The sequence below is a fragment of the Pseudomonas alliivorans genome (assembly GCF_017826695.1).
Classification (GTDB): Bacteria; Pseudomonadota; Gammaproteobacteria; order Pseudomonadales; family Pseudomonadaceae; genus Aquipseudomonas; species Aquipseudomonas alliivorans.
The window spans coordinates 288,436-310,948 of the sequence record NZ_JAFFZW010000006.1 but is presented as its reverse complement, the minus strand read 5'-3'; the positions used below and the strand labels follow the sequence as shown (position 1 = coordinate 310,948).

Genomic DNA, 22,513 nt, shown 5'->3' with positions numbered 1-22,513 from the left:
ACAGGCCGGTTATTACTACGCGGCCGGCAACATCGCAGAAGAGCGCTGTGATTTGCCAGAGTGCAGCTGATGGATGACTGCATTTTTCACCAGATCCACTAGCCTCAAATGGTGCGTCTCGTAGCGCTTGCGCACCGGGCGTGTGCACTTCGGTGACGTCCGTTGTTACAGGCGGGTTGCACGTCGGTCCGTGTATGGGTTGCTGTGGGTAATGGTTTGGGTTGCTCTTTCATGTAGCGGGTTGCACCTTTCGTGGTTCGAACGGTTGTACAGCCTGCGGGCAATGAAATCAGGTCATTGAATGGCAAGCCAAACGTGACATTTTCCGGAATAAAAAAGTGATGGCACGTCCCTTGCTCACAGCAATGGCGTAGTCGCAGTGCCATTTAAAAAAAAATCAGGAGCACCACTCATGTCGCATACGTTTTACAGGAAAGGTTTTCTGACAATTGCAGTCGCTGCTGCATTGGGCGTGTCTTCGTTGGCGCAGGCTGACGTGAAGATCGGCGTGGCGGGGCCCATGACAGGGGCCAATGCCGCGTTCGGTGAGCAGTACATGAAGGGTGCGCAGGCCGCTGCCGACGCGATCAACGCTGCAGGCGGTGTGAATGGGGAAAAGATCGTTCTGGTCGCGGGCGACGATGCCTGTGAACCCAAGCAGGCCGTGGCTGTTGCCAATCGTCTTGTGGATCAGGACAAGGTTGTGGGCGTTGTGGGCCATTTCTGCTCGTCTTCGACCATTCCGGCTTCCGAGATCTACAGTGATGCAGGCGTCATTGCGATCACCCCTGGCTCCACCAACCCACAGGTTACCGAGCGCGGCCTGAAAGAGATGTTCCGCATGTGTGGTCGTGACGATCAGCAGGGCGTCGTGGCGGGTGATTACATCGTTGACGTCTTGAAAGGCAAGAAAATCGCCGTCATCCACGACAAGGACACGTATGGCCAGGGGCTGGCGGATGCCACACAGACCCAGCTGAAAAAGCGCGGCGTCACGCCGGTTCTGTATGAAGGTCTGACCCGTGGCGAAAAAGACTTCAGTGCATTGGTCACCAAAATCCGCTCGACAGGTGCCGACGTTGTCTACTTCGGCGGCCTGCACCCTGAAGCGGGTCCTCTGGTTCGTCAACTGCGTGAACAAGGTCTGAAAGACATCAAGTTCATGTCCGATGACGGCGTCGTGACCGACGAATTGGTGACCACCGCAGGCGGCAAGCAATATGTCGATGGTGTCTACATGACTTTCGGTGCCGACCCGCGCATGCTGCCTGACAGCAAGGCCGTGGTCGAACAGTTCCGTAAAGGCGGCACCGAGCCTGAAGGCTACACCCTGTACGCGTACGCTTCGATTCAGGCACTGGCTGCCGGCTTCAATGGCGCCAAAGTCAACAAGGGCGAGGATGCAGCCAAATGGCTCAAGGCCCACCCGGTCAAGACCGTCATGGGCGAGAAGGCCTGGGACAGCAAGGGTGACCTGAAAGTCTCCGACTACGTGGTTTACCAGTGGGACAAGGACGGTAAATACCACCAGCTTGAAAAACAGAAGTAAGCCGGACCCTCGCCAGCCGCGCTCGCCCAGGGTGAGTGCCGGCTGACAGGTGGATGGGCTCGCCCATGAGCGGGCGTGCATGATTCTGTTGCTTTCGGACCTGTTCGCCGTGCCTCACAAGGGCTCGGCGGGCGGAATGCTGAGCTGCCTTTCAAGTGTGTGAGCGTGCGTGATGGACGGTATCTTCCTGCAGCAAATGATCAACGGACTGACACTCGGGTCGGTCTACGGTCTTATAGCCATCGGCTACACGATGGTTTACGGCATCATCGGCATGATCAACTTCGCCCACGGCGACGTGTACATGATTTCCGCCTACCTGGCTGCAATTGGCCTGGCGGTACTGTCTTTCTTCGGGCTGGAATCCTTTCCATTCCTGATTCTCGGGACGCTGATCTTTACCATTGTGGTAACGGGCGTCTACGGTTTCGTCATCGAGCGTGTGGCCTATAAGCCGCTGCGCAACTCGACCCGACTGGCCCCGCTGATCAGCGCAATCGGCATTTCCCTGATCCTGCAGAACTACGCGCAGATCAGTCAGGGTGCGCGGCAGCAGGGCGTCCCGACGCTGCTTGAAGGCGCCTGGCGCTTCGAGATCGGCACCGGCTTCGTCCAGATCACCTACACCAAGATCTTCATCCTCATCGCCGCCTTCGTCGGCATGGGCGTGCTGACCTACATCATCAAATACACCAAGCTGGGCCGCATGTGTCGCGCCACTCAGCAGGACCGCAAGATGGCGTCGATCCTGGGGATCAACACCGACCGGGTCATTTCCTACGTGTTCATCATTGGCGCGGCCATGGCGGCACTGGCAGGTGTGCTGATCACCATGAACTACGGCACGTTCGACTTCTACGCAGGCTTCGTGATCGGCATCAAGGCATTCACTGCAGCCGTACTGGGCGGGATCGGCTCGCTGCCTGGCGCGATGCTCGGCGGTTTGATTCTGGGCGTTGCCGAGTCGCAGTTCGCCGGTCTGATCAATTCCGACTACAAAGACGTGTTCAGTTTCGGCCTGCTGGTGTTGATCCTGATCTTCCGTCCCCAAGGCCTGCTGGGTCGCCCACTCGTGGCGAAGGTATAAGTATGTCTGCTCCTATCGCTAAACCTGTTGATATCAAGAAAAGCCTGATCGACGCCGTGATCGCGGGATTGCTGGCGTTGATCGTGTTCGGCCCTATCGTCGGCATCGTGCTCGATGGCTATAGCTTCAACCTGCAGCCGACCCGTGTGGCCTGGCTGGTGGCAATTGTCATGCTCGGACGCTTTCTGATGAGTCTGTTTCTGCAGACGCCCAGAGGTGTACGCATTTCCCAGAGTTTCGAGAGTTCGGGGTCGGGTGTGCATGTGCTCAAGCCCGATCACAAGTCGAGCCTTTACTGGATCATTCCGGTGCTGATCGTGATCGCCATCGTGTTCCCGATCTTCGCCAACAAGTACCTCCTGACCGTGGTCATTCTAGGGCTGATCTATGTGCTGCTGGGGCTGGGCCTGAACATCGTGGTCGGTCTGGCCGGGTTGCTCGATCTGGGTTACGTGGCGTTCTATGCCATCGGCGCCTACGGTCTTGCGCTGGGCTATCAGTACCTCGGGCTGGGATTCTGGTCGGCGCTGCCGCTGGCGGCCATTGCGGCGGCGCTGGCTGGCTGCATCCTGGGCTTTCCGGTGCTGCGCATGCATGGCGACTATCTGGCCATCGTGACGCTCGGCTTCGGGGAGATCATTCGTCTGGTGCTTAACAACTGGCTGTCGTTCACTGGCGGCCCGAACGGTGTACCGGTGCCGTCGCCCACGTTTTTCGGTCTGGAATTCGGGCGGCGTGCAAGGGATGGCGGGGTTCCGATCCATGAGTATTTCGGCTTCGATTACAATCCGGACCTGAAATTCCTGTTCATTTATGCCGTGCTGTTCCTCGTGGTGCTGGCCGTGCTGTTCGTCAAGCATCGCCTGACCCGCATGCCGATCGGTCGTGCCTGGGAAGCGCTGCGAGAGGACGAAATCGCCTGCCGCTCGATGGGTCTCAATCATGTGCTGGTCAAGCTCTCGGCGTTCACCATCGGTGCATCGACAGCGGGTCTTGCGGGCGTTTTCTTCGCCAGCTATCAGGGCTTCGTCAATCCGACCTCATTCACCTTTTTCGAATCGGCGCTGATTCTGGCCATCGTCGTGCTCGGCGGCATGGGGTCGACAGTGGGTGTGGTGATTGCAGCCTTCGTGCTGACCGTTGCGCCCGAGCTGCTGCGCAGCTTCTCTGAGTACCGCGTGCTGCTTTTCGGGGTTCTGATGGTGTTGATGATGATCTGGCGACCTCGCGGCCTGATCCGCATCAGCCGCACCGGTGTGGTTCCGCGCAAGGGTGCGCTGGTCAAGGGAGGAGCCACGCAATGAGCAATGAAGTGATTCTTTCCGTCGAGCACCTGATGATGCATTTCGGCGGCATCAAGGCCCTCAGCGACGTGAGCCTCAAGGTGCGCCGCAATTCGATCTTCGCCCTGATCGGCCCCAACGGCGCGGGCAAGACCACCGTGTTCAACTGCCTGACCGGTTTCTACAAGGCCACAGGCGGCCGTATCGAACTGCATACCCGCGACAGGACCACCAACGTCATCAAGTTGCTGGGCGAGCCGTTCAAGGGCAGCGACTTCGTGTCGCCGAAAAGCTTCCTGAGCCGCGTGTACTACAAGATGTTCGGCGGCACTCACCTGGTCAACCGCGCAGGTCTGGCACGGACTTTCCAGAACATCCGCCTGTTCAAGGAAATGTCGGTGGTCGAAAACCTGCTGGTCGCCCAGCACATGTGGGTCAATCGCAGCCTGATCAGCGGGATCCTCAACACCCGTGGCTACCGCAAGGCCGAGGAAGACGCGCTCAACACTGCGTTTTACTGGCTGGAAGTCGTGGATCTGGTGGATTGCGCCAATCGCCTGGCCGGTGAGCTGTCCTACGGGCAGCAACGCCGCCTGGAAATCGCCAGGGCCATGTGCACGCGTCCGCAGGTGATCTGCCTTGATGAACCCGCCGCAGGCCTTAACCCGCAGGAAACCGAAGCCCTGAGCGGCATGATCCGCCTGCTGCGTGATGAGCATGACATGACCGTTGTGCTCATCGAGCACGACATGGGCATGGTGATGGGTATTTCCGATGACATTGTGGTGCTGGATCACGGCAACGTGATTGCCGCAGGCGGGCCGGAGCAGATCCGCAACGATCCGAAAGTGATCGCTGCGTATCTGGGCGCTGATGAAGAGGAATTGGTATGAGCAAGCCGATCCTCGAACTGAAAGAGATCGATGTGTTTTACGGCCCGATCCAGGCCCTCAAGAAGGTATCGCTGCACATCGACGAAGGCGAGACGGTCAGCCTGATCGGCTCCAATGGCGCGGGCAAGTCGACGCTGCTGATGTCGATCTTCGGCCAGCCGCGTGCGGCCAGCGGGCAGATCATCTATCAGGGCACCGACATCACCCAGAAGTCGTCGCACTACATTGCTTCCAACGGCATTGCACAGTCTCCGGAAGGACGGCGAGTGTTTCCCGACATGTCGGTCGAGGAAAACCTGATGATGGGCACCATCCCGATTGGCGACAAACACTCGGCTGAAGACATGCAGCGCATGTTCGACCTGTTTCCGCGCCTCAAGGAGCGTCGTAACCAGCGCGCCATGACCATGTCCGGTGGCGAGCAGCAGATGCTGGCCATTGCCCGTGCATTGATGAGCCGTCCCAAACTGCTGTTGCTCGACGAGCCGAGCCTGGGTCTGGCACCGATCATCGTGAAGCAGATCTTCGCCACCCTGCGTGAGCTGGCGGCGACCGGCATGACCATCTTCCTGGTCGAGCAGAACGCCAACCATGCACTGAAGCTGTCTGACCGTGCTTATGTGATGGTCAACGGCGAGATCCGCCTGTCCGGCACCGGCCAGGAGTTGCTGGTCAATGAGGAGGTCAGGAACGCTTACCTGGGCGGGCACTGACGGTCTGGCAATCTGTGCTGTTTCAACCGTGCGCCCCGGGTGTTTTTCACCCGGGGCGTCGTTTTTCAGAATTGTGGAAAACAATTTTAACGGACCTTCGAACTGCGACATAAAACCGCTGCAAACGGTTGTTTTGTCACGCTTTCGACTTGTTCAGGTTTACTGTGGATCCGACTGTTAATAACTTGGGAGTATTTAGCTGAAAGCCTTTATGCGTAAGGGTTACAGCGAGGTGTTCAAAATTCGTACAGTTGGTTTTCAGCGTTCGTTCCGGGAGTTTGTCAACTGCCTCGGGGCTGTTTGTTCATACAGGTTATTCGCCTGTTCAACCTGTGGATAACTCTGTGGGCAAGCATTGGAAAGAGTGGGGTAGGCGGCATGGGCGCTGGGCTGTAGGCCATCATGCATTCACAGCACTGTCATCCTTCATCTGCCCTGCGGATCAAAGTCAAGGAGAAAACTTTGCACGCATCGCTACAGGCCACGGTCTGCGGGTGATTCAGCGATTCAGAGTTGCCCCCCGATTTTGTGGGTCTGACTGTGGATAACGTGGGCAAAACTGGCTGCAGGCCTTACCGTGTATGGCTTTGCTTGGGTTGTATGTTTTTTGTACAGCTTGCTGGGTGCATGGCGTGATTTATCCCCAGGCTTGATCCAGGGCGTTCGTGAAGGGCATGCTTTCTTTTTTCGCTTTACTTATTAACAGGCTGCGCCGCTTTATCGAGCAACAGGCTGCGCCATGTCAGGAGAACGAGATGACTTCAACCGTATTTATTACAGGCGCTACTTCCGGGTTTGGTGAGGCATGCGCGCGTCGTTTCGCTGAAGCCGGCTGGTCACTGGTGCTGACCGGCCGCCGCAAGGACCGTCTGGACGCGCTGAGCGCCGAGCTGTCGAAGCAGACCAAGGTTCATACGCTGGTGCTGGATGTACGTGATCGTGCAGCCATGGAAAGCGCCATTGCCGAGCTGCCGGAAGAATTCGCCACGATTCAGGGCCTGATCAACAACGCAGGTCTGGCGCTGGGCATCGATCCGGCACCCAAGTGCGATCTGGACGATTGGGACACCATGATCGACACCAACGTCAAAGGTCTGGTCTACACCACACGCCTGCTGCTGCCGCGCCTGATCGCTCACGGGCGCGGTGCAAGCATCGTCAACCTGGGTTCGGTCGCTGGCAACTATCCGTATCCGGGCGGCAACGTGTACGGCGGCACCAAGGCGTTCGTCGGGCAGTTCTCGCTCAACCTGCGCAACGACCTGATCGGCACTGGCGTGCGGGTGACCAATCTGGAGCCTGGATTGTGCGAAAGCGAGTTCTCGCTGGTACGTTTCGGTGGTGATCAGGCCAAGTACGATGCGACCTACGCCGGTGCAGAGCCGATCCAGCCGCAGGACATCGCCGATACCATCTTCTGGATCATGAACACACCGGCTCACGTCAACATCAACAGCCTGGAACTGATGCCGGTCAGCCAGACCTGGGCAGGCTTTGCGATCGACCGTAATCGCGGCTGATCAGTCTTTATCGGGCGTGGGCGGCGGGAAAGCCGTGACAAAGCGGTTCTCCAGATAGTCCGCCAGCCCGATGTAGCAGGTAGCCAGATGGTAGGGCGTGGTCGACGGCATGTCGCTGCGACTTACCGTGCCATCGGTATCGACGCACTCGTTCCAGCCGCTCGCATGCAGGAAGCGTTGCTCGAAGTCGAGTAGTTGCTGGCTCAGTGCTGACTCGCATTCCGGCCGCAACGCCATCGCTCGCAGGTATTCAGCCTGCGCCCAGATCCGCTGGGTGCTGTCCTGCACTGTGCCATCCAGCGTCAAGGTCGCCGTAACAGCCCCGTTCTGCGGATCCACGCCTTGTGCCTGCGCATGGGCGAACGCGCGGGTCATGGAGTGATGCAGCGGCCTGCCGTGCATCTCGGGTGACGATTCCAGCAGGAAGAACCACTCGAACTGGTGGCCAGGCTCATACCAGTTATCCACAGCGCCCAGCGGCTTCTCCAGCATCACACCCGTGGTTTTATCCACAAAGCGCTGCTGCATGCCGACGGCCAGCGCGTCCATCGCCGCCTGTGTCATCGGGTCGGCGCGCACGGACAGGGTCGCCAGAAAGGCTTCTGCCAGGTGCATCAACGGGTTCTGCAACGGGCCGGTGCCGAGCGTGGACCAGTCTTCATCCAGTTGCGCTTCGTACAAGCCTTTGCCGTCGGCAAAGCGCTCGGCAACGACATTGAGCGCTGCGTTGAGCACCGATTCTGCGAGCGGGTCCTTCGACTTCGCCCAGTAGTGAGCGCAGGCAAAGATAATAAAAGCGTGGGTGTAGAGATCCTTGCGTCGATCCAGCGGTTTGCCCTGTGGATCGATGCTGTAGAACCAGCCGCCATGCTCGCCATCGTGGAAGTGCTGCTGCAGCGAGCGAAACAGTGCTCCGGCGCGCACGGCGGCGTCCGGTGTCTCGGGGTGATCGATCAGGCTGGAAAACAGAAACAGCTGCCGTGCACAGGCCATCGCTCGATAGCGCTTGGGTGGCAGCGGTTGATGGTGTGCGTCGAGCGCTTCATAGGGCAATGCCAGTTGTGCATTCCAGCCAGGGCCTTGCCAGAGCGGCACGATCACCTTCAGAAAGTGCGCCTGCAGGGCGGCGAAGACCGAGGTCATGTCAGGCGTGGGGGCAGAGCTGGAAGCATGGGGCATCGGCTGTCGTCGCGGCTGAATCGAGATGCGCGACATGTTAGCAGGATTGCCGGGCAAGTCTCGATGAGCCTTTTGATCGCCCGATACATCGCGCTCATGGTTATCCACAAGTGTTTCCGGGTAAACGCAAAGCATGTGGGAAGCGGCTTGCCGGCGATGCGTTTTTCAGTTGGCCCATCACTGCCAGGCCTGACGCTATCGCCGGCAATCCGCCTCCCACTGTTCGATGATCCTGAAACAGCACGATCTCGCAGCCGCTTACGGGATGTATGTTCAGCCTGCCAGCAACCAGACACCTGTCGCGGCAGACGCGGCACCGGCCAGGCGCACTAGCGGTGCTGCGGCTTGCGGCAGTACGCGTACAACCGCGTAGCCAGCGGCATGCAGCGCTGCGGTGGCGGCAACGAAACCGGCAGCGTAGGCCCATGGGCTGGACATGGCCGGCAGCTCAAGGCCATGTGCCACGCCGTGGAACAGTGCGAACATTGCGGTCGCGGCAACGGCCAGCGCCAATGGCGGACGAACGGCAAGCGCGACCGCCAGACCCAGCGCCAATACCGACGCCGCAATACCGCTTTCCAGCGCAGGCAGGTTCAAGCCTTCGAAACCGAGCACTCCGCCGATCAGCATGGTGCCTACAAAGGTGCAGGGCAGAGCCCAGCGCGCGGAACCTTGTTGCTGCGCGGCCCACAGACCGACAGCGAGCATCGCCAGCAAGTGATCAAGACCGCCAATCGGGTGGCTGATACCGGCGATCAGGCCGTTGTCGCCATGGCCGGGATGCGCCAGTGCCAGGGTCGGGACCAGCAGCAGGGCGAGGGCGCCGAGGACTTTTTTGTAGTTCATCGAGGGTTTCCTTTTCGTGGGATCAGGCGGCCGCGTTCAGCAGGCCCTGGCGTTCAATGAAGGCAATGATCTGTTCCAGACCCTGGCCGGTTTTCTGGTTGCTGAAGACGAACGGCTTTTCACCACGCATCCGGCGTGTGTCGCTGTCCATCATTTCCAGCGAGGCGCCTACCAGCGGCGCGAGGTCGATCTTGTTGATAACCAGCAGATCGGATTTGCAGATGCCCGGACCGCCCTTGCGTGGCAGCTTGTCGCCCGCGGAAACGTCAATCACGTAAAGGGTCAGGTCCGACAGCTCCGGGCTGAAGGTGGCGGACAGGTTGTCGCCACCGGATTCGACGATGATCAAATCCAGCCCTTCGAAGCGGCGGTTGAGCTGGTCAACGGCTTCCAGATTGATCGAGGCGTCCTCACGAATCGCGGTGTGCGGACAGCCGCCGGTTTCCACGCCGATGATGCGCTCGGGCGCCAGCGCTTCATTACGCACCAGAAAGTCTGCGTCTTCGCGGGTATAGATATCGTTGGTCACGACCGCCAGGTTATAGCGATCACGCAATGCCAGGCACAGCGCCAGAGTCAGGGCCGTCTTGCCGGAGCCGACCGGGCCACCAATGCCGACACGCAGGGGTTGGCTGTTCATTGAGTTCTCCAGAGGTACTTGTCAGGACCGGAACAACCGGCTGTATTGACGTTCGTGGGCCATGCTCGCCAGTGACAGACCGAAGGCCGCACTGCCGCAATGATGGATGTCTTGTTCGGTGGCGTTGGCCTGCGCCTGCTGCAACAGCGGCAACAGCTCACTGGTCAGACGCTGTGCAGCCTGCTGGCCCAGCGGCAGTGTCTTCATCAGCACCGCCAACTGATTTTCCAGCCAGCTCCAGAGCCAGGCGGCCAGCGCATCCTGCGGGTTGATCTGCCAAGCGCGGGCGGCCAGCGCCCAGCCGAGTGCCAGGTGCGGCTCGCAGGTCTGCTCCAGAAAGCGCCGGGCGTCACGGTCCAGCTCCGGCAGTCCGTTGAGCAGCTGTTGCAGGGAATAACCCATCTGCCGGCTTTCCAGGTGCAGCTCGCGGGTTTCCCGGCTGGCGCGATGTCGCTCACTGAGTTGCAGCAACTGCCCCCAGTTCTCGTCGGCTGCCGCCTGACAGTGCGCCAGCAGCAGCGGTGCTTCGAAACGTGCGAGGTTGAGCAGTAACTGATCGCCGATCCAGCGGGCAGCTGTCTGCGGATTGGTCACGATGGACTGTTCAACCGCCATCTCCAGCCCTTGCGAATAGCTGTAGCCGCCAATCGGCAGCTGCGGACTGGCCAGACGCAAAAGCGCCCAGGCGCTGTTCACGTGCGCACGCCGAACTGGTGCATGCGCGGTGGATAATTGAAATCCTCTTCGCCGGCGCGTGAGTGATGGTGTCCTCCGCCATAGGCACCATGTTCCGGCTGGAACGGCGCTTCGATGGTTTCGGTGGTGGCGCCCAGTTGATCGAGCATGGCCTTGAGTACGTAGTCGTCGAGCAGCCGCAGCCAGCCGTCGCCCACTTGCAGGGCCACGTGGCGATTGCCCAGGTGATACGCCGCGCGGGTCAGTTCGAAGGTGCTGCTGCAGGTCACGTGCATCAGTTTTTCGGGACGGGCGCAGACGCGCACGATGCGACCGTCTTCGGCCTGAAGAAACTCGCCATCGCGCAGAGGAGGTTGTCCGCGTTGCAGGAACAGTCCCACATCTTCGTTTTCTGCACTGAAGCAGCGCAGACGGCTCTTGCTGCGCGCCTCGAAATTCAAATGCAGTTCGGCGGCCCATTCGGCCTGGGGTTCGATTCGGTTGTGAATCACCAGCATCAGATAGCTTCCAGCCAATTGCGATGCCTCAAAGCAGAGCAAGGGGCTTGCCAACAGTGCAGGGCGTGGGAAAAGGCTGACGGAATGGGCTTATTGATTGCAGGTTGTGTGCTTTTTTGGTGCGCGGCGCCGGGGCCGCCTCAATGTGGGGCAATTCCAAGGGGCGGCAAATCTGACGGTATGTGTTGCGGCGCGCGCCGGGACGCGGAACGATCATCAGCGATCAGACGCTCATTGATCACTCATGACTGCCCAAACCACGCCAGTGCCGTGCGCCGATGAAGATGAAGCGCAGTTGCTGGGTAATCTTGGCTTGTGGCGTGAGGTGCGGGGCGAGCGAGGCGGGGGGCGGGTCGATCAGTTCGGGCAGCATGGCGAACACGCTTTTGACTACAAGGTCGGCAATGATCGACAGCGATTCAGCGTTCAAATGCTTCCATTTGGGCATTTTGGCCAGGTCAGCGGTCAGGTCGGCGCTGATGCCTTCGCGCAAGGCACCCAGTGCCTGACGCACCTTGAGCGAGCCGCCGTACTGTTCACGTGCCAGAAAAAGGAACTGCGAGCGATTGGCTGCCACACGCTCCAGAAAGATCTTCACCGACGCACGAATCAGCCCGCCCATGGCGAACTCGTTGTGCCGCACCAGGCGGATGGTTTCGCGAAAGGTCTGACCGACCTCGCTGACCAGCACCAGACCCAGTTGATCCATGTCCTCGAAGTGACGATAGAAGCCGGTCGGCACAATGCCTGCCGTGCGGGCGACTTCGCGCAGGCTGAGGCTGCCGAATCCGCGTCCGCTCTCCATCAACTGGTGGGCGGCGTCCAGCAAGGCTCTTCGGGTCTGTTGTTTCTGTTCGGCGCGGGGCAGCATGGCTCAAACGGTTCTGGATAAAGACTGCGTCGCACTTTAACAAATGCGCTTTGCCTGCGTCGAAAGGCTTTTTCAAATGGCTGACGTATCAGACTCGCTGATACTGCTGTACCAGACGATCAGGGCCGTTTTCAACCAGACGCTGCTCACGCTCCTGTGCCGAAGTGGCGTAGGCATTGGCGGCAAAGATGGACAGAAACAGGCTCAGTAAAAGATGGGGTTTCATGGCTGTGCTCCTCGAAAGAGCGGAAGATGGTGTAGGCGTGCACTATGACTCCGGGCCTGTATGTAAAGAAGTTCATAAAGGTGATGGTGGGAATCAACCAAAATGATTGAGTCGTACCAAGGGCTTTCACAGGCCGTTGGCTTATTTGCCCAAACGGATCAAACCCTCGGCGCTTTTGTCAGTCGAACGGGCATGTCGTATTCAGTGCACCAAGGCAGGGGCACTGTTTTCTGGAGAGTCATGCATGACGCGCAGCCGTAGGATTTTCGCGTGGACAGGTGCCACTTTGCTGGTGGTGCTGGCCGTGTTGGTCATTGTGATTGTCACTTTCGACTGGAACCGCATCAAACCCACCCTCAATGAAAAAGTCAGCGAAGCGCTGCACCGCCCGTTCGCCATCAATGGCAATCTGGACGTGCGCTGGTCGCGCGAGCCTGAATTGGGTGGATGGCGCGCATGGGTACCCTCACCGCATTTTGTGGCCGAAGACCTGACTCTGGGTAACCCCGAGTGGTCGAAACAGCCGCAAATGGTCACGCTCAAGCAGGTGGAGTTTCGCCTGTCGCTGCTGCCACTGCTGGCGCAGCACGTGGTCATTCCGCGCATCGACCTGACCGGGCCTGAAGCGAAGCTGGAACGTCTGGCCGATGGTCGTGCCAACTGGGTGTTCGATCTGCCCAAGTCCGACCCCAATGCCGAACCGACGAAATGGGAAGTGGACATCGGTGCCATCAAGTTCGACAAGGGGCTGGTGGGTTTCAACGATCAGACCCTGAACACCCAGCTGGACGTGGTGATCGACATGCTTGGCAAGCCGATCCCGTTTGGCGAAATCGTCGGCAGCAAGGAGGCGAAGAAGGCCCAGGATAAAGGCGCGGTGCCACAGGACTACGCGTTTGGTCTGGGCGTCAAAGGTCAGTACCACGGCCAGCAACTCAACGGCACCGGGAAGATCGGCGGCCTGTTGGCGTTGAAGGACGCCACCCAGCCATTTCCGGTGCAGGCCGATGTGACGGTGGGCGATACCCATGTGGTGATCGCCGGAACCGTGACCGACCCCCAGAACCTCGGCGCGCTGGACCTGCGCCTGAAACTGTCCGGTGCCAGCCTGAGCAACCTGTACCCGCTGACCGGCGTTACGCTGCCGGACTCGCCCGCCTATTCAACGGACGGTCGCCTGATCGCCAAGCTGCATGACCCTGCAGGTGCCAGTTTCAGTTACGAGAAATTCAACGGCAAGATTGGCAAAAGCGATATTCACGGTGATCTGGGCTATGTCGCCAGTCAGCCGCGGCCGAAGCTGACGGGTGTGCTGGTGTCCGATCAACTGCTGTTCAGCGATCTGGCGCCGCTCATCGGTGCCGACTCCAACGCGGCTCAGAAAAAACGTGGCGGCGAGAGCAAGCAGCCGTCCGGCAAGGTGCTGCCAGTCGAGGAATTTCAGACCGACCGCTGGCGAGCGATGGATGCAGATGTCGAGTTCACCGGCAAACGAATCGTCCAGAGCCCGGACCTGCCGTTCACCGACCTTTATACGCATCTGATTCTGAACGACGGTCAGCTCAGTCTGGAGCCACTGCGCTTTGGCGTGGCGGGCGGCAAACTGGACGCGGACATTCGTCTCGACGGACGTGACAAGCCTTTGCTGGGTAGAGCGAAGCTGTCGGCGCGCAACTTCAAGCTCAAACAGTTGTTCCCGACGTTCGAGCCGATGAAGACCAGCTTTGGTGAGCTGAACGGCGATGCGGATATCACAGGCCGCGGCAACTCGATTGCGGCGCTGCTGGGCACTGCCAATGGCGAAATGAAGATGCTGGTCAACGACGGTGCGATCAGCCGAGGCCTGATGGAAATCGCCGGGCTCAATGTGGGTAACTATGTGGTCGGCAAACTGTTCGGCGACAAGGACGTGAAGATCAACTGCGCCGCGTCCGACTTCGGCATCAAGGATGGCCTGGCGACCAGTCGCCTGTTTGTGTTCGATACCGAGAACGCGATCATCTATATCAGCGGCACGGCCAACATGAAGACCGAGCAACTGGACCTGCAGATTAACCCCGAGTCCAAAGGCTTCCGTGTGTTTTCGCTGCGTTCCCCGCTGTACGTCAACGGCCCGTTTGTCCGGCCCAATGCGGGCGTGCAGTCCGGTCCGCTGTTGCTGCGTGGCGCAGGGATGGTCCTGCTGGGCGCGACGATCGGGCCAGCGGCCGGGTTGCTGGCACTGGTTGCGACGGGCGACAGTGAGCAGAACCAGTGTGGTCCGTTGCTTGAGCAGATGCGTTCAGGCAAGGCGCCGAAGACCGTTAAATAAACACCTGCGTGTGGCCTGAGAGGTCCGACGCAGAGCGTCATGGGCTATATGCCCACGCGGAGCATGAGCACGATCAGTGATCGGCTCTCATGCTCCGCTGCGAACAAACCAACGCCCATAAAAAAGCCAGGATAACTCTCCTGGCTTTTGCTTTCAGTGCCGAGTCACAGGTCGTTCAGGATGTCCGCCATGTCGTCGGCGTGCTCTTCTTCCTGCGCGAGGATTTCTTCGAAAATGCGACGGGTAGTCGGGTCGCTGTCACCGATGTACTGAATGATTTCACGATAGCTGTCGACCGCAATGCGCTCGGCGACCAGGTCTTCGTAAACCATTTCCTTGAGGGTGTTGCCTGCCACGTACTGCGCGTGGGAGTTTTTAGACAGGGTGTCGGGGTTGAACTCCGGCTCGCCGCCCAGTTGCACGATACGCTCTGCCAGCTTGTCGGCGTGCTCGGCTTCCTGCTGTGCGTGCTCCAGAAACTCGGACGCCGCGACACTGGCCTTCAAGCCGGTCGCCATGTAGTAGTGACGCTTGTAGCGCAATACGCAGACCAGTTCGGTTGCCAGCGACTCATTGAGCAGACGCAGGACCGTCTCGCGATCGGCGTTGTAGCCTTCAGTGACCGCACCATTCTCAACGTTCTGGCGCGCACGCTGGCGCAGGCTGCTTACATCGGATAGCTGTGGTGCAGAAATCATGGGTTATCTCCAGGTTCATCAGGTTTTGTGTCTCGCTCTGTGTGTTGCGCGGCAAGATCATCAAGGGTTGTGAGTGATGAACAGCGAGAAAGTTTTATCGGATTTCGCACGTTTCATGGTTTGCCAGCGCTGTAAAAAATATAAGAAACGAGCGCGTCCCGGCGCGGTCCGAACCTTGAGACCTATTCAATCGTGGAGATTCACATGCTCAAGTTTCTGGGAAGCACCGTCGGCATCATTTTTCTGATCGGCCTGATCGTGGTGATTGCGTTGTTCAAGCTGGTGTTCTGACGTTTATACAAATAACGTCCATGAAAAAGCCCGATGCATCACGCATCGGGCTTTTTCGTTTCAGATCGGTATTACATCGCGCGTTCGTTCGCTTCGCGCTGTTCGCACGTCATGAAACCCTTGTTGGTCACGCGGCCGTCGCTGTTGAAGCTGACGTGGTAGACCTGTTTGTGACCGTCTTTGGCCATTACGTAGTTGTTGCACGTGCCGGTGTTGACCTTGCGGTCGATGGTCGACGAGGGCTCACCACCGATGGTCAGAACCTGTTGACGGGTCATGCCGTTCTCGACCTGCTTGACCAGTGGCTCGTTGCGGTAGGTGACGTAGTCCACCGGGTTCTGCACGGTTGTGTTGCTGCAGCCAGCCATTGCCGCCAGTACAAAGGATGCTGCGAGGATTTTGTTGTACATCTTTATTGCTCCACATGTCAGAGCCGGTCTTGGCCCGTTGCAGCTTGGAGCAAGGGAGGTGCGCAAGAGTTCGAAAAAAAGATGGCGATTAGGCAGTACCTCGGGTGGTCGTGTTGTTCTGCCTCCTCGAAAAACACCGCTAAGGTTGAAAAGGCTTAATCAACTCGTTTCAGCACAAGGAGATCAACATGGCGCAAGAACAGGCGACGCGTTATCCATTGTTGCTGGTACCAGGCTTGTTAGGGTTTGTGCGGTTACTGGTGTATCCCTACTGGTTCGGCATCGTGAAAGCGCTTGAACGCGGCGGAGCGACCGTCATACCGGTGATGGTGTCCGGGGTCAATTCGACCGAAATACGTGGCGAGCAGTTGCTCAAGGTCATCGAGCAGACTGTCCGGGAGACCGGCGTGGCCAAGGTCAACCTGATCGGCCATAGCCAGGGAGCGCTGACTGTACGTTACGTGGCGGCCAGGCGTCCCGATCTGGTCGCATCGGTCACCTCCGTGGCCGGCCCCAATTATGGTTCCGAGCTGGCGGATTATCTGGAGCGGCACTTTCCGCCGGGGACGCTGGGCGGGCGCGTTGTCAATGCGGTGATAGGCCTGCTGGCCTGGGCGATTGTCGCGTTCGAAACCGGCTACCGCGGGCCGAAGCTGCCGATGGACATCACCGCCTCGCACCAGTCTCTGACCACCACCGGGGTTGCGCTGTTCAACCGGCAGTATCCTCAGGGTTTGCCCGAAGTGTGGGGTGGAAGCGGTGCAGAACTGGTGGAGGGTGTGCGCTATTACTCCTGGTCCGGGATCCTCAAACCGGGCGTGACCAATCGCGGACGCAACCTGATTGATGGCACCAACGTGACCTGTCGAATATTCGCTCGCACGTTCAGGAAAGAGCGAGGTCAATCTGATGGCATGGTCGGGCGTTTCAGTTCGCACCTGGGCACGGTCATCGGGGATGACTTTCCGCTCGACCATTTTGACATCGTCAACCAGACCTTCGGGCTGGTGGGCAAAGGCGCAGATCCTGTACGCCTGTTCATGGAACACGCCGCGCGCCTCAAGGCAGCCGGCCTTTAACTCAATCAGGCAGTAATTCGTAATCAGCCGTTCGAACATGACGGCCAGGAAGTGATGCGATGGGCGATAAAGAACTGTATGAAATCGAGTACACCCTGCTGGGTGAGCACCATGTGGATGTCATCGAGAACCTGGACGTGCCGATCATTGAAATCGTGCATGAACTGGCGCTGAAACACGACGTAGAGCTGGATGACCTCCCCGAAGGCGGCATGCCCCACGCTGCCGGTATCACGGATGTGTCGATCCATAGTGTGGAGGGCGGTGAGGGCAGCGCGACGGCCTAGGCTCTGTACGAAAAGTGGCTGCGCTCGGTGATGCTGCGTTAAAAACAGGCTCGGAATGCTCATTTACAACACGTAGACTCCGCTTCCTCGCCTGTTTTTGCCTTGCCTGACCTTCGCTCGCCGACTTTTCGTACAAAACCTAGCCTTTCCTGAGCTGTAGCGGGGTTTTCCAGCGTTCCGCGAGGATCACGCCGCACAGGGTCAATGCGCCGCCGTACAGGTGATAAAGCGCCAGTTGTTCGCCAAGCGCAACGGCAGCAATCAATGCCGTGGCGATTGGCATCAGGTTGAAGAACAGCGTGGTGCGGCTCGGCCCCAGGCGCATGATCGAGATCATCCACAGCCAGGGCGCCAACATGGACGTAGGGATGGCGGCATATAGCACCAGTGGAATATTGCTCGCATTCAGGCCGGTTCGCGGCGACAGAATGAACAACGGAAACAGCACCACAATCGCCACCAGAATTTGCATGTACAGCAAGTGCAGCGGGGGCAGGCGCAACTGCCACTTTTTCAACAGCATGCTGTACAGCGCATAGGCCGCAGCAGCGAACAGCACGATGGCATCACCCCGGTTCATCCCTTGCTCGATGAGCCCTGTCAGGTTGCCTGCGGCGACCACCACTATTACGCCTGCGAAAGAGATCACGGCACCGAGCAACGCGCCCCAGGTCAGTCGCGTGCCCAGGCAGGCTATCGACAGCCCCAATGCCATTACCGGCACCAGTGACTGAATGATCCCCATGTTGGTGGCTGTGGTCATGCCCGCTGCGAAATACGCCAGGCTTTGATACACCGCCATGCCCAGCGCGCCCAGTACCGCAATCTTGCCCAGCAAGGGTCTGATCGCTGCGCGATTCCGCCAGACGGGCAGAAGCATAAAGGGCGTGAACAGCAGCCCTGCCAGCAGCCACCGGTAGAACCCGATTTCGGACGGGAAGATGACTTCAGACGCCGCCTTGGTGATGACGGTGTTGACGGACCAGATGAAGATGGTCAGAAGTGGAAACGCGTATTGCATGGGAAAGCCGACAGGTGAACGAGGCGCAACTATCCGCCTGTTTCAAATGAATGCCAATCGGTGCGCCTGATGATTGCTCATGTTTTGCAACATCTTGGCTACACTGACTTCAGTCTGCACCGATCGGTACAGCGGATCTGGAGAGTCGAACGATGAAGATACCTGGTATTGCTTTGTTGCTCGTTGGCCTGATGTTTTCCACCCAGGGTTTTGCCGCTACGGCGCAGCAGAACAAGATGACCACCTGCAACGCCGACGCCAGTGCCAAGTCACTCAAGGGTGATGAGCGCAAGGCGTTCATGAGCACGTGCCTGAAAGCCACGCCTGCTCCGGCGGCCACTCAGCAGGAAAAGATGAAAACCTGCAACGCGACGGCTTCCACTCAGGCGCTCAAGGGCGATGCTCGCAAGACTTTCATGAGCGATTGTCTCAAGAAGAAATAATTTTCCGGCCCCTTGCTTCGGCTGAGACTGGCAGCGCAAGTGCAGTAAACGCTGCACTTGCGCGTTGTTGTCGCCCCGGCCATCGACTAGATGCTCGCGCCGTGCTGTTTCCGGCTTGCGGATGACTGGTTCTCGGCTGCGAACGCTGGCAGACTGCCCACCTCTTCGTGCTGCCCTTTGAGGGTCTATGCCAACGTTTTCTGCGCGTCAGGTATTAATAGCCAGCTGGATTCTCGTGTTCGGCGGTCTGCTGTTGGTATTGCCTTTCAAACTGCTGCCGAGTCTGTTGGCCGGGTTGTTGGTCTTCGAGCTGGTCAACATGCTGACTCCCAAGCTGCAAACGCTGATCTCTGGCGAACGCGCCAGGTGGCTGGCCGTTGCACTGCTGGGGACCATTATCGTCAGCCTGCTGACCCTGATCTTCGCTGGTGCGATCAGCTTCGTTTTGCACGAGGCCGAAAATCCGGGTGCATCGCTGGACAAGTTCATGGTTCTGGTGGACCGCGCCCGTGGTCAGCTTCCGCCGTTCATTGATTCCTACCTGCCCGCCAGCGCTGCCGAGTTTCAGGTCTCGCTGTTCCAGTGGCTGCAGAAACATATCGGCGAGCTACAGCTGATCGGCAAGGGCGCCGCGCATATGTTCGTGACCATGCTGATTGGTATGGTTCTCGGCGCGATCATTGCTCTGCAGCGGATCTCCGACGTCCATACCCGAAAGCCTCTGGCCTCGGCATTGTTCGACCGGCTTTATCTGGTCAGCCGCGCGTTCCGCAACATTGTCTTCGCCCAGATCAAGATATCCCTGCTCAACACGGCGTTCACGTCGGTATTCCTCGCGATTGTCCTGCCGTTGTGCGGCATTCACCTGCCGCTGACCAAAACCCTGATCATCATGACCTTTCTGCTCGGGCTATTGCCGGTGGTGGGTAATCTGATGTCCAACACGCTGATCTTTATCGTCGGGATGTCGATCTCGATCTGGGTCGCACTGGCGGCGCTGGGTTACCTGATCGTGATTCACAAGGTCGAGTACTTCCTGAATGCGCGGATCGTGGGCGGACAGATCAACGCCAAGTCATGGGAACTGCTGCTGGCGATGCTGTTGTTCGAAGCCGCGTTCGGCCTGCCGGGCGTGGTGGCAGGACCGATTTACTACGCGTACCTGAAGAGTGAGTTGCAGAAGGAAGGGCTGGTTTAGCGCGGTGACGATCGGCGACCCGCCTCAGCCGTAACGCTTCTTCGCTTCAATCGCCAGCCCGCTGCCGATGCTGCCGAAGATGTTGCCTTCCACATGACGCGCATTCGGAAGCATCGCCGATACGCTGTTGCGCAGTGCCGGAATGCCACTTGAGCCGCCCGTGAAGAACACCGTATTGACCTGCTCGACGCCCACGCCTGCCTGACTCAGCAGTTGAGTCACGCTGTTGCGAACCCGCTCAAGCTGCGCATCGATCGCCGCCTCGAACATTGCCCGACCAAGGTCCACGCTCAAACCCGGTTCGATACGGTCCATCAGCAAGTGACGGTTATCGGTCTGTGTCAGCTGAATCTTGGTCTCTTCCACTTCCATGGCCAGCCAGTGCCCGGCGCGTTGTTCGATCAGCTTGAACAGTCGGTCGATGCCGCCAGTGTCTTCGATGTCGTAACGCATGCTGCCCAGTGCGAGCTGGGATTTCTGCGCGTACACGGCATTGATGGTGTGCCAGGTCGCCAGATTGATGTGGTGACTGGTGGGCATGTAGGCGCCGCTTTTCATGCGGCTGCCATAGCCGAACAACGGCATCACGCCTTGCAGGCTCAACTGTTTGTCGAAATCGGTACCACCAATGTGCACGCCGCCGGTGGCCAGGATGTCGTCCTGACGATCTTCATGCTCACGACGTTCGGGGGACAGGCGTACCAGCGAGAAGTCGGACGTACCGCCGCCGATGTCGACAATCAGTACCAGTTCTTCCTGAGTGATGGTGGACTCGTAGTCGAACGCCGCGGCAATCGGTTCGAACTGGAACGACACATCCTTGAAGCCGATCTTGCGTGCGACTTCGGCCAATGTGTCTTCGGCTTCCTGATCGGCCATGGCGTCGTCATCGACAAAATGCACCGGGCGACCCAGCACCACCTGTTCGAACTCGCGTCCGGCGGTCTTTTCCGCGCGCTTTTTCAGCTCGCCGATGAACAGCGCCAGCAAGTCCTTGAAGGGCATTGCCGTGCCGAGCACGCTGGTGTCGTGCTTGATCAGCTTGGAGCCCAGCAGGCTCTTGAGCGAGCGCATCAGGCGGCCTTCGTAGCCTTCCAGGTATTCGTGAAGCGCCAGGCGGCCGTAGACCGGGCGGCGCTCCTCCATGTTGAAGAACACCACCGAGGGCAGGGTGATCTTGTCGTCCTCCAGCGCGATCAACGATTCCACACCTGGCCGTTGCCAGCCGACAGTGGAATTGGACGTGCCGAAATCGATGCCGCAGGCACGGGCCGGGGATTGGTCATTCATGTCTTTTACGTTCCAGTCAAAAAACGGCCGCGCAGTTTATGTCAGTGCGGAGCAATTGCGTAGGGCGATGCGTCGCTTATTCCGGGTTATCGGTATTTGCGCCCAGGGCTTGAACTCGGGACCATTGCCCCCAATCTTGATGGGATTCCCGGCAGACGCGGTTGTCGAACACCTGACAGCCAGCAGGCAAGGTGTGTACCGGGCTGTTTTTTCGATGTGAAGTCTTTCAGGTGCCTCGAACACGAGGAGGCTGGGCGTGTTATACCAGCGCATCTGGCTGCGCTGGATAATTGGATGGGTGATTGTTAGATGGATTTCAAAGACTACTACAAGATACTGGATGTCGAGCCGACTGCAGACGACAAGGCTATCAAGACGGCCTATCGCAAGTTGGCGCGCAAGTATCACCCCGACGTCAGTAAAGAGGCGGGGGCTGAGGACAAGTTCAAGGAAGCGTCCGAAGCTTACGAAGTTCTCAGCAGCCCCGACAAGCGCGCCGAGTATGACGAGCTGCGCAAGTACGGACGTCAGGGGCGACCTTTTCAGACTCCGCCGGGCTGGCAGAGCCGTGCCGGTGCGGGCGGGTTTGGCGAAGAGACGGCGGACTTTTCCGAGTTCTTCAGCTCCATTTTCGGCGGGCGTGCCCAGCAGGGTGGTCGCAGCCGCAATCCGGGTCGCAAGGGGCAGGATGTTGAAATGGAGCTGGCCGTCTTTCTGGAAGAGACGTTGTCGGCCGAATCCAAGCAGGTGAGTTTCAAGGTGCCGCAGCACAGCCCCAACGGGCAGCGCATGAGCGACATCACCAAGACCCTGAACGTGAAGATTCCCGCAGGCGTCGTGGACGGCGAGCGCATTCGTCTCAAGGGGCAGGGCGCGCCGGGAATTGCCGGTGGCGCGAATGGTGACATGTACCTGATCATCCGCCTGGCACCGCACCCGATGTTTGAAGTGGAAGGTCATGATCTGGTCATTACCGTTCCACTGGCTCCCTGGGAAGCTGCGTTGGGTGCCAAGGTTGCCGTGCCTACGCTGACAGGCCGGATCAATCTGACGATCCGTCCTGACAGCCAGAACGGTCAACGCCTGCGTATCAAAGGCAATGGCCTGATGACCAAGGCTGGCGAGCGCGGCGACCTGTACGCTCAGATCAAGATCGTCATGCCCCGGCACACGGATGAAGCAACCCGTGCGCTATGGCAGAAACTGGCGGACAGCTCGTCGTTTGATCCAAGGGCACAGTGGGGTAATTGATTGCCTGTGAATGAACGATGCGGCTACGTCTGAATGGGCGTTGCCTCAAGCAAGTACGGGATCGTGGAAGGCGGCTTGCCGGCGATAGCGTCCGCTCAGTCACTGACGGAGCGCCGGATAAATCGAATCGCCGGCAAGCCGAGTTCCGTGTTTGCTGCCAGACAGCGTAGCCCCGAAAAGACGGCGGTATCTCCCACACAATGGCGTATGTCCGGTCTGAGTGTGCAGGCACGG

General features: G+C 59.0%; 24 protein-coding genes. 13 read left to right on the top strand and 11 right to left on the bottom strand.

The window, feature by feature from the left end; all coding sequences use genetic code 11:
* Positions 1 to 412: 412 nt before the first annotated feature.
* From JTJ32_RS17785 to JTJ32_RS17760, 6 genes are all read left to right on the top strand, one after another.
* Positions 413 to 1,549 (top strand): branched-chain amino acid ABC transporter substrate-binding protein, encoded by a 1,137-nt coding sequence (locus tag JTJ32_RS17785; RefSeq protein ID WP_099229530.1) that lies wholly within the window; start codon positions 413 to 415, stop codon positions 1,547 to 1,549.
* Between the two features lie 172 nt (positions 1,550 to 1,721).
* Positions 1,722 to 2,636 (top strand): ABC transporter permease subunit, encoded by a 915-nt coding sequence (locus tag JTJ32_RS17780; RefSeq protein ID WP_099229531.1) that lies wholly within the window; start codon positions 1,722 to 1,724, stop codon positions 2,634 to 2,636.
* Between the two features lie 2 nt (positions 2,637 to 2,638).
* Positions 2,639 to 3,940: a high-affinity branched-chain amino acid ABC transporter permease LivM gene (gene livM, locus JTJ32_RS17775; protein WP_099229532.1), complete on the top strand. Its 1,302-nt coding sequence runs from the start codon at positions 2,639 to 2,641 to the stop codon at positions 3,938 to 3,940.
* Positions 3,937 to 4,812 carry an ABC transporter ATP-binding protein gene (locus JTJ32_RS17770; protein WP_099229533.1) on the top strand — a complete coding sequence of 292 codons (876 nt, stop codon included), beginning with the start codon at positions 3,937 to 3,939 and terminating at the stop codon, positions 4,810 to 4,812. Before livM ends, JTJ32_RS17770 begins: the two co-directional genes overlap by 4 nt.
* Positions 4,809 to 5,525: an ABC transporter ATP-binding protein gene (locus tag JTJ32_RS17765; protein ID WP_004883620.1), complete on the top strand. Its 717-nt coding sequence runs from the start codon at positions 4,809 to 4,811 to the stop codon at positions 5,523 to 5,525. Before JTJ32_RS17770 ends, JTJ32_RS17765 begins: the two co-directional genes overlap by 4 nt.
* 755 nt (positions 5,526 to 6,280) lie before the next feature.
* Positions 6,281 to 7,045 carry an SDR family oxidoreductase gene (locus JTJ32_RS17760; RefSeq protein ID WP_099229534.1) on the top strand — a complete coding sequence of 255 codons (765 nt, stop codon included), beginning with the start codon at positions 6,281 to 6,283 and terminating at the stop codon, positions 7,043 to 7,045.
* Here JTJ32_RS17760 and JTJ32_RS17755 read toward each other — a convergent pair whose 3' ends face one another.
* The 7 genes from JTJ32_RS17755 to JTJ32_RS17725 all read right to left on the bottom strand — a co-directional run bounded on the left by JTJ32_RS17755 (position 7,046) and on the right by JTJ32_RS17725 (position 12,000).
* Entirely contained in the window at positions 7,046 to 8,260 is a 1,215-nt protein-coding gene (locus tag JTJ32_RS17755; RefSeq protein ID WP_210042848.1) for an AGE family epimerase/isomerase, read from the bottom strand. It lies immediately after the preceding gene.
* 237 nt (positions 8,261 to 8,497) lie between these two features.
* Positions 8,498 to 9,070 carry a HupE/UreJ family protein gene (locus tag JTJ32_RS17750; protein WP_184321766.1) on the bottom strand — a complete coding sequence of 191 codons (573 nt, stop codon included), beginning with the start codon at positions 9,068 to 9,070 and terminating at the stop codon, positions 8,498 to 8,500.
* 22 nt (positions 9,071 to 9,092) lie between these two features.
* Positions 9,093 to 9,710 carry an urease accessory protein UreG gene (gene ureG / locus JTJ32_RS17745; protein ID WP_099229536.1) on the bottom strand — a complete coding sequence of 206 codons (618 nt, stop codon included), beginning with the start codon at positions 9,708 to 9,710 and terminating at the stop codon, positions 9,093 to 9,095.
* A gap of 21 nt (positions 9,711 to 9,731) precedes the next feature.
* Positions 9,732 to 10,406: an urease accessory protein UreF gene (locus tag JTJ32_RS17740; protein ID WP_210042817.1), complete on the bottom strand. Its 675-nt coding sequence runs from the start codon at positions 10,404 to 10,406 to the stop codon at positions 9,732 to 9,734.
* Positions 10,403 to 10,903, bottom strand: coding sequence for an urease accessory protein UreE (ureE, locus tag JTJ32_RS17735; RefSeq protein ID WP_099229538.1), 501 nt, complete (start codon positions 10,901 to 10,903; stop codon positions 10,403 to 10,405). Before ureE ends, JTJ32_RS17740 begins: the two co-directional genes overlap by 4 nt.
* A 238-nt stretch (positions 10,904 to 11,141) precedes the next feature.
* Positions 11,142 to 11,774 carry a TetR family transcriptional regulator gene (locus JTJ32_RS17730; RefSeq protein ID WP_004883632.1) on the bottom strand — a complete coding sequence of 211 codons (633 nt, stop codon included), beginning with the start codon at positions 11,772 to 11,774 and terminating at the stop codon, positions 11,142 to 11,144.
* 88 nt (positions 11,775 to 11,862) lie between these two features.
* Positions 11,863 to 12,000: a hypothetical protein gene (locus JTJ32_RS17725; protein WP_180274396.1), complete on the bottom strand. Its 138-nt coding sequence runs from the start codon at positions 11,998 to 12,000 to the stop codon at positions 11,863 to 11,865.
* Positions 12,001 to 12,244: 244 nt separating this feature from the next.
* Here JTJ32_RS17725 and JTJ32_RS17720 point away from each other — a divergent pair, with 244 nt between their 5' ends.
* The gene (locus tag JTJ32_RS17720) at positions 12,245 to 14,311 is read left to right on the top strand and encodes an AsmA family protein (RefSeq protein WP_210042816.1); all 2,067 of its coding nucleotides are present in this window, start codon (positions 12,245 to 12,247) and stop codon (positions 14,309 to 14,311) included.
* A gap of 164 nt (positions 14,312 to 14,475) precedes the next feature.
* Here the strand turns inward: JTJ32_RS17720 and JTJ32_RS17715 are convergent, their stop codons facing one another.
* The gene (locus tag JTJ32_RS17715) at positions 14,476 to 15,009 is read right to left on the bottom strand and encodes a ferritin-like domain-containing protein (RefSeq protein ID WP_099229541.1); all 534 of its coding nucleotides are present in this window, start codon (positions 15,007 to 15,009) and stop codon (positions 14,476 to 14,478) included.
* Between the two features lie 192 nt (positions 15,010 to 15,201).
* On the opposite strand from JTJ32_RS17715, the gene JTJ32_RS26950 reads away from it, so the two are divergent.
* Complete coding sequence (locus tag JTJ32_RS26950) at positions 15,202 to 15,300, top strand: small membrane protein YohP (protein ID WP_442587048.1); 99 nt, start codon at positions 15,202 to 15,204, stop codon at positions 15,298 to 15,300.
* A 71-nt stretch (positions 15,301 to 15,371) separates the two neighbouring features.
* Here the strand turns inward: JTJ32_RS26950 and osmE are convergent, their stop codons facing one another.
* Positions 15,372 to 15,710 (bottom strand): osmotically-inducible lipoprotein OsmE, encoded by a 339-nt coding sequence (gene osmE, locus JTJ32_RS17710; RefSeq protein WP_099229542.1) that lies wholly within the window; start codon positions 15,708 to 15,710, stop codon positions 15,372 to 15,374.
* Positions 15,711 to 15,898: 188 nt separating this feature from the next.
* Between osmE and JTJ32_RS17705 the strand changes: the two genes are divergently transcribed.
* The gene (locus JTJ32_RS17705; RefSeq protein WP_099229543.1) at positions 15,899 to 16,789 is read left to right on the top strand and encodes a lipase family alpha/beta hydrolase; all 891 of its coding nucleotides are present in this window, start codon (positions 15,899 to 15,901) and stop codon (positions 16,787 to 16,789) included.
* Positions 16,790 to 16,848: 59 nt separating this feature from the next.
* Positions 16,849 to 17,076 (top strand): hypothetical protein, encoded by a 228-nt coding sequence (locus JTJ32_RS17700; protein WP_025994117.1) that lies wholly within the window; start codon positions 16,849 to 16,851, stop codon positions 17,074 to 17,076.
* A 139-nt stretch (positions 17,077 to 17,215) separates the two neighbouring features.
* Here JTJ32_RS17700 and JTJ32_RS17695 read toward each other — a convergent pair whose 3' ends face one another.
* On the bottom strand, positions 17,216 to 18,097 hold the full coding sequence (locus JTJ32_RS17695; protein WP_210042815.1) for a DMT family transporter: 882 nt from the start codon (positions 18,095 to 18,097) through the stop codon (positions 17,216 to 17,218).
* A 152-nt stretch (positions 18,098 to 18,249) separates the two neighbouring features.
* Between JTJ32_RS17695 and JTJ32_RS17690 the strand changes: the two genes are divergently transcribed.
* Both JTJ32_RS17690 and JTJ32_RS17685 read left to right on the top strand, forming a co-directional pair.
* On the top strand, positions 18,250 to 18,540 hold the full coding sequence (locus tag JTJ32_RS17690) for a PsiF family protein (RefSeq protein ID WP_099229545.1): 291 nt from the start codon (positions 18,250 to 18,252) through the stop codon (positions 18,538 to 18,540).
* Between the two features lie 187 nt (positions 18,541 to 18,727).
* On the top strand, positions 18,728 to 19,738 hold the full coding sequence (locus JTJ32_RS17685) for an AI-2E family transporter (RefSeq protein ID WP_099229546.1): 1,011 nt from the start codon (positions 18,728 to 18,730) through the stop codon (positions 19,736 to 19,738).
* A 24-nt stretch (positions 19,739 to 19,762) separates the two neighbouring features.
* Here the strand turns inward: JTJ32_RS17685 and JTJ32_RS17680 are convergent, their stop codons facing one another.
* On the bottom strand, positions 19,763 to 21,028 hold the full coding sequence (locus JTJ32_RS17680) for an Hsp70 family protein (protein ID WP_099229547.1): 1,266 nt from the start codon (positions 21,026 to 21,028) through the stop codon (positions 19,763 to 19,765).
* A gap of 309 nt (positions 21,029 to 21,337) precedes the next feature.
* Between JTJ32_RS17680 and cbpA the strand changes: the two genes are divergently transcribed.
* Positions 21,338 to 22,279: a curved DNA-binding protein gene (gene cbpA, locus JTJ32_RS17675; RefSeq protein WP_099229548.1), complete on the top strand. Its 942-nt coding sequence runs from the start codon at positions 21,338 to 21,340 to the stop codon at positions 22,277 to 22,279.
* Positions 22,280 to 22,513 lie beyond the last annotated feature (234 nt).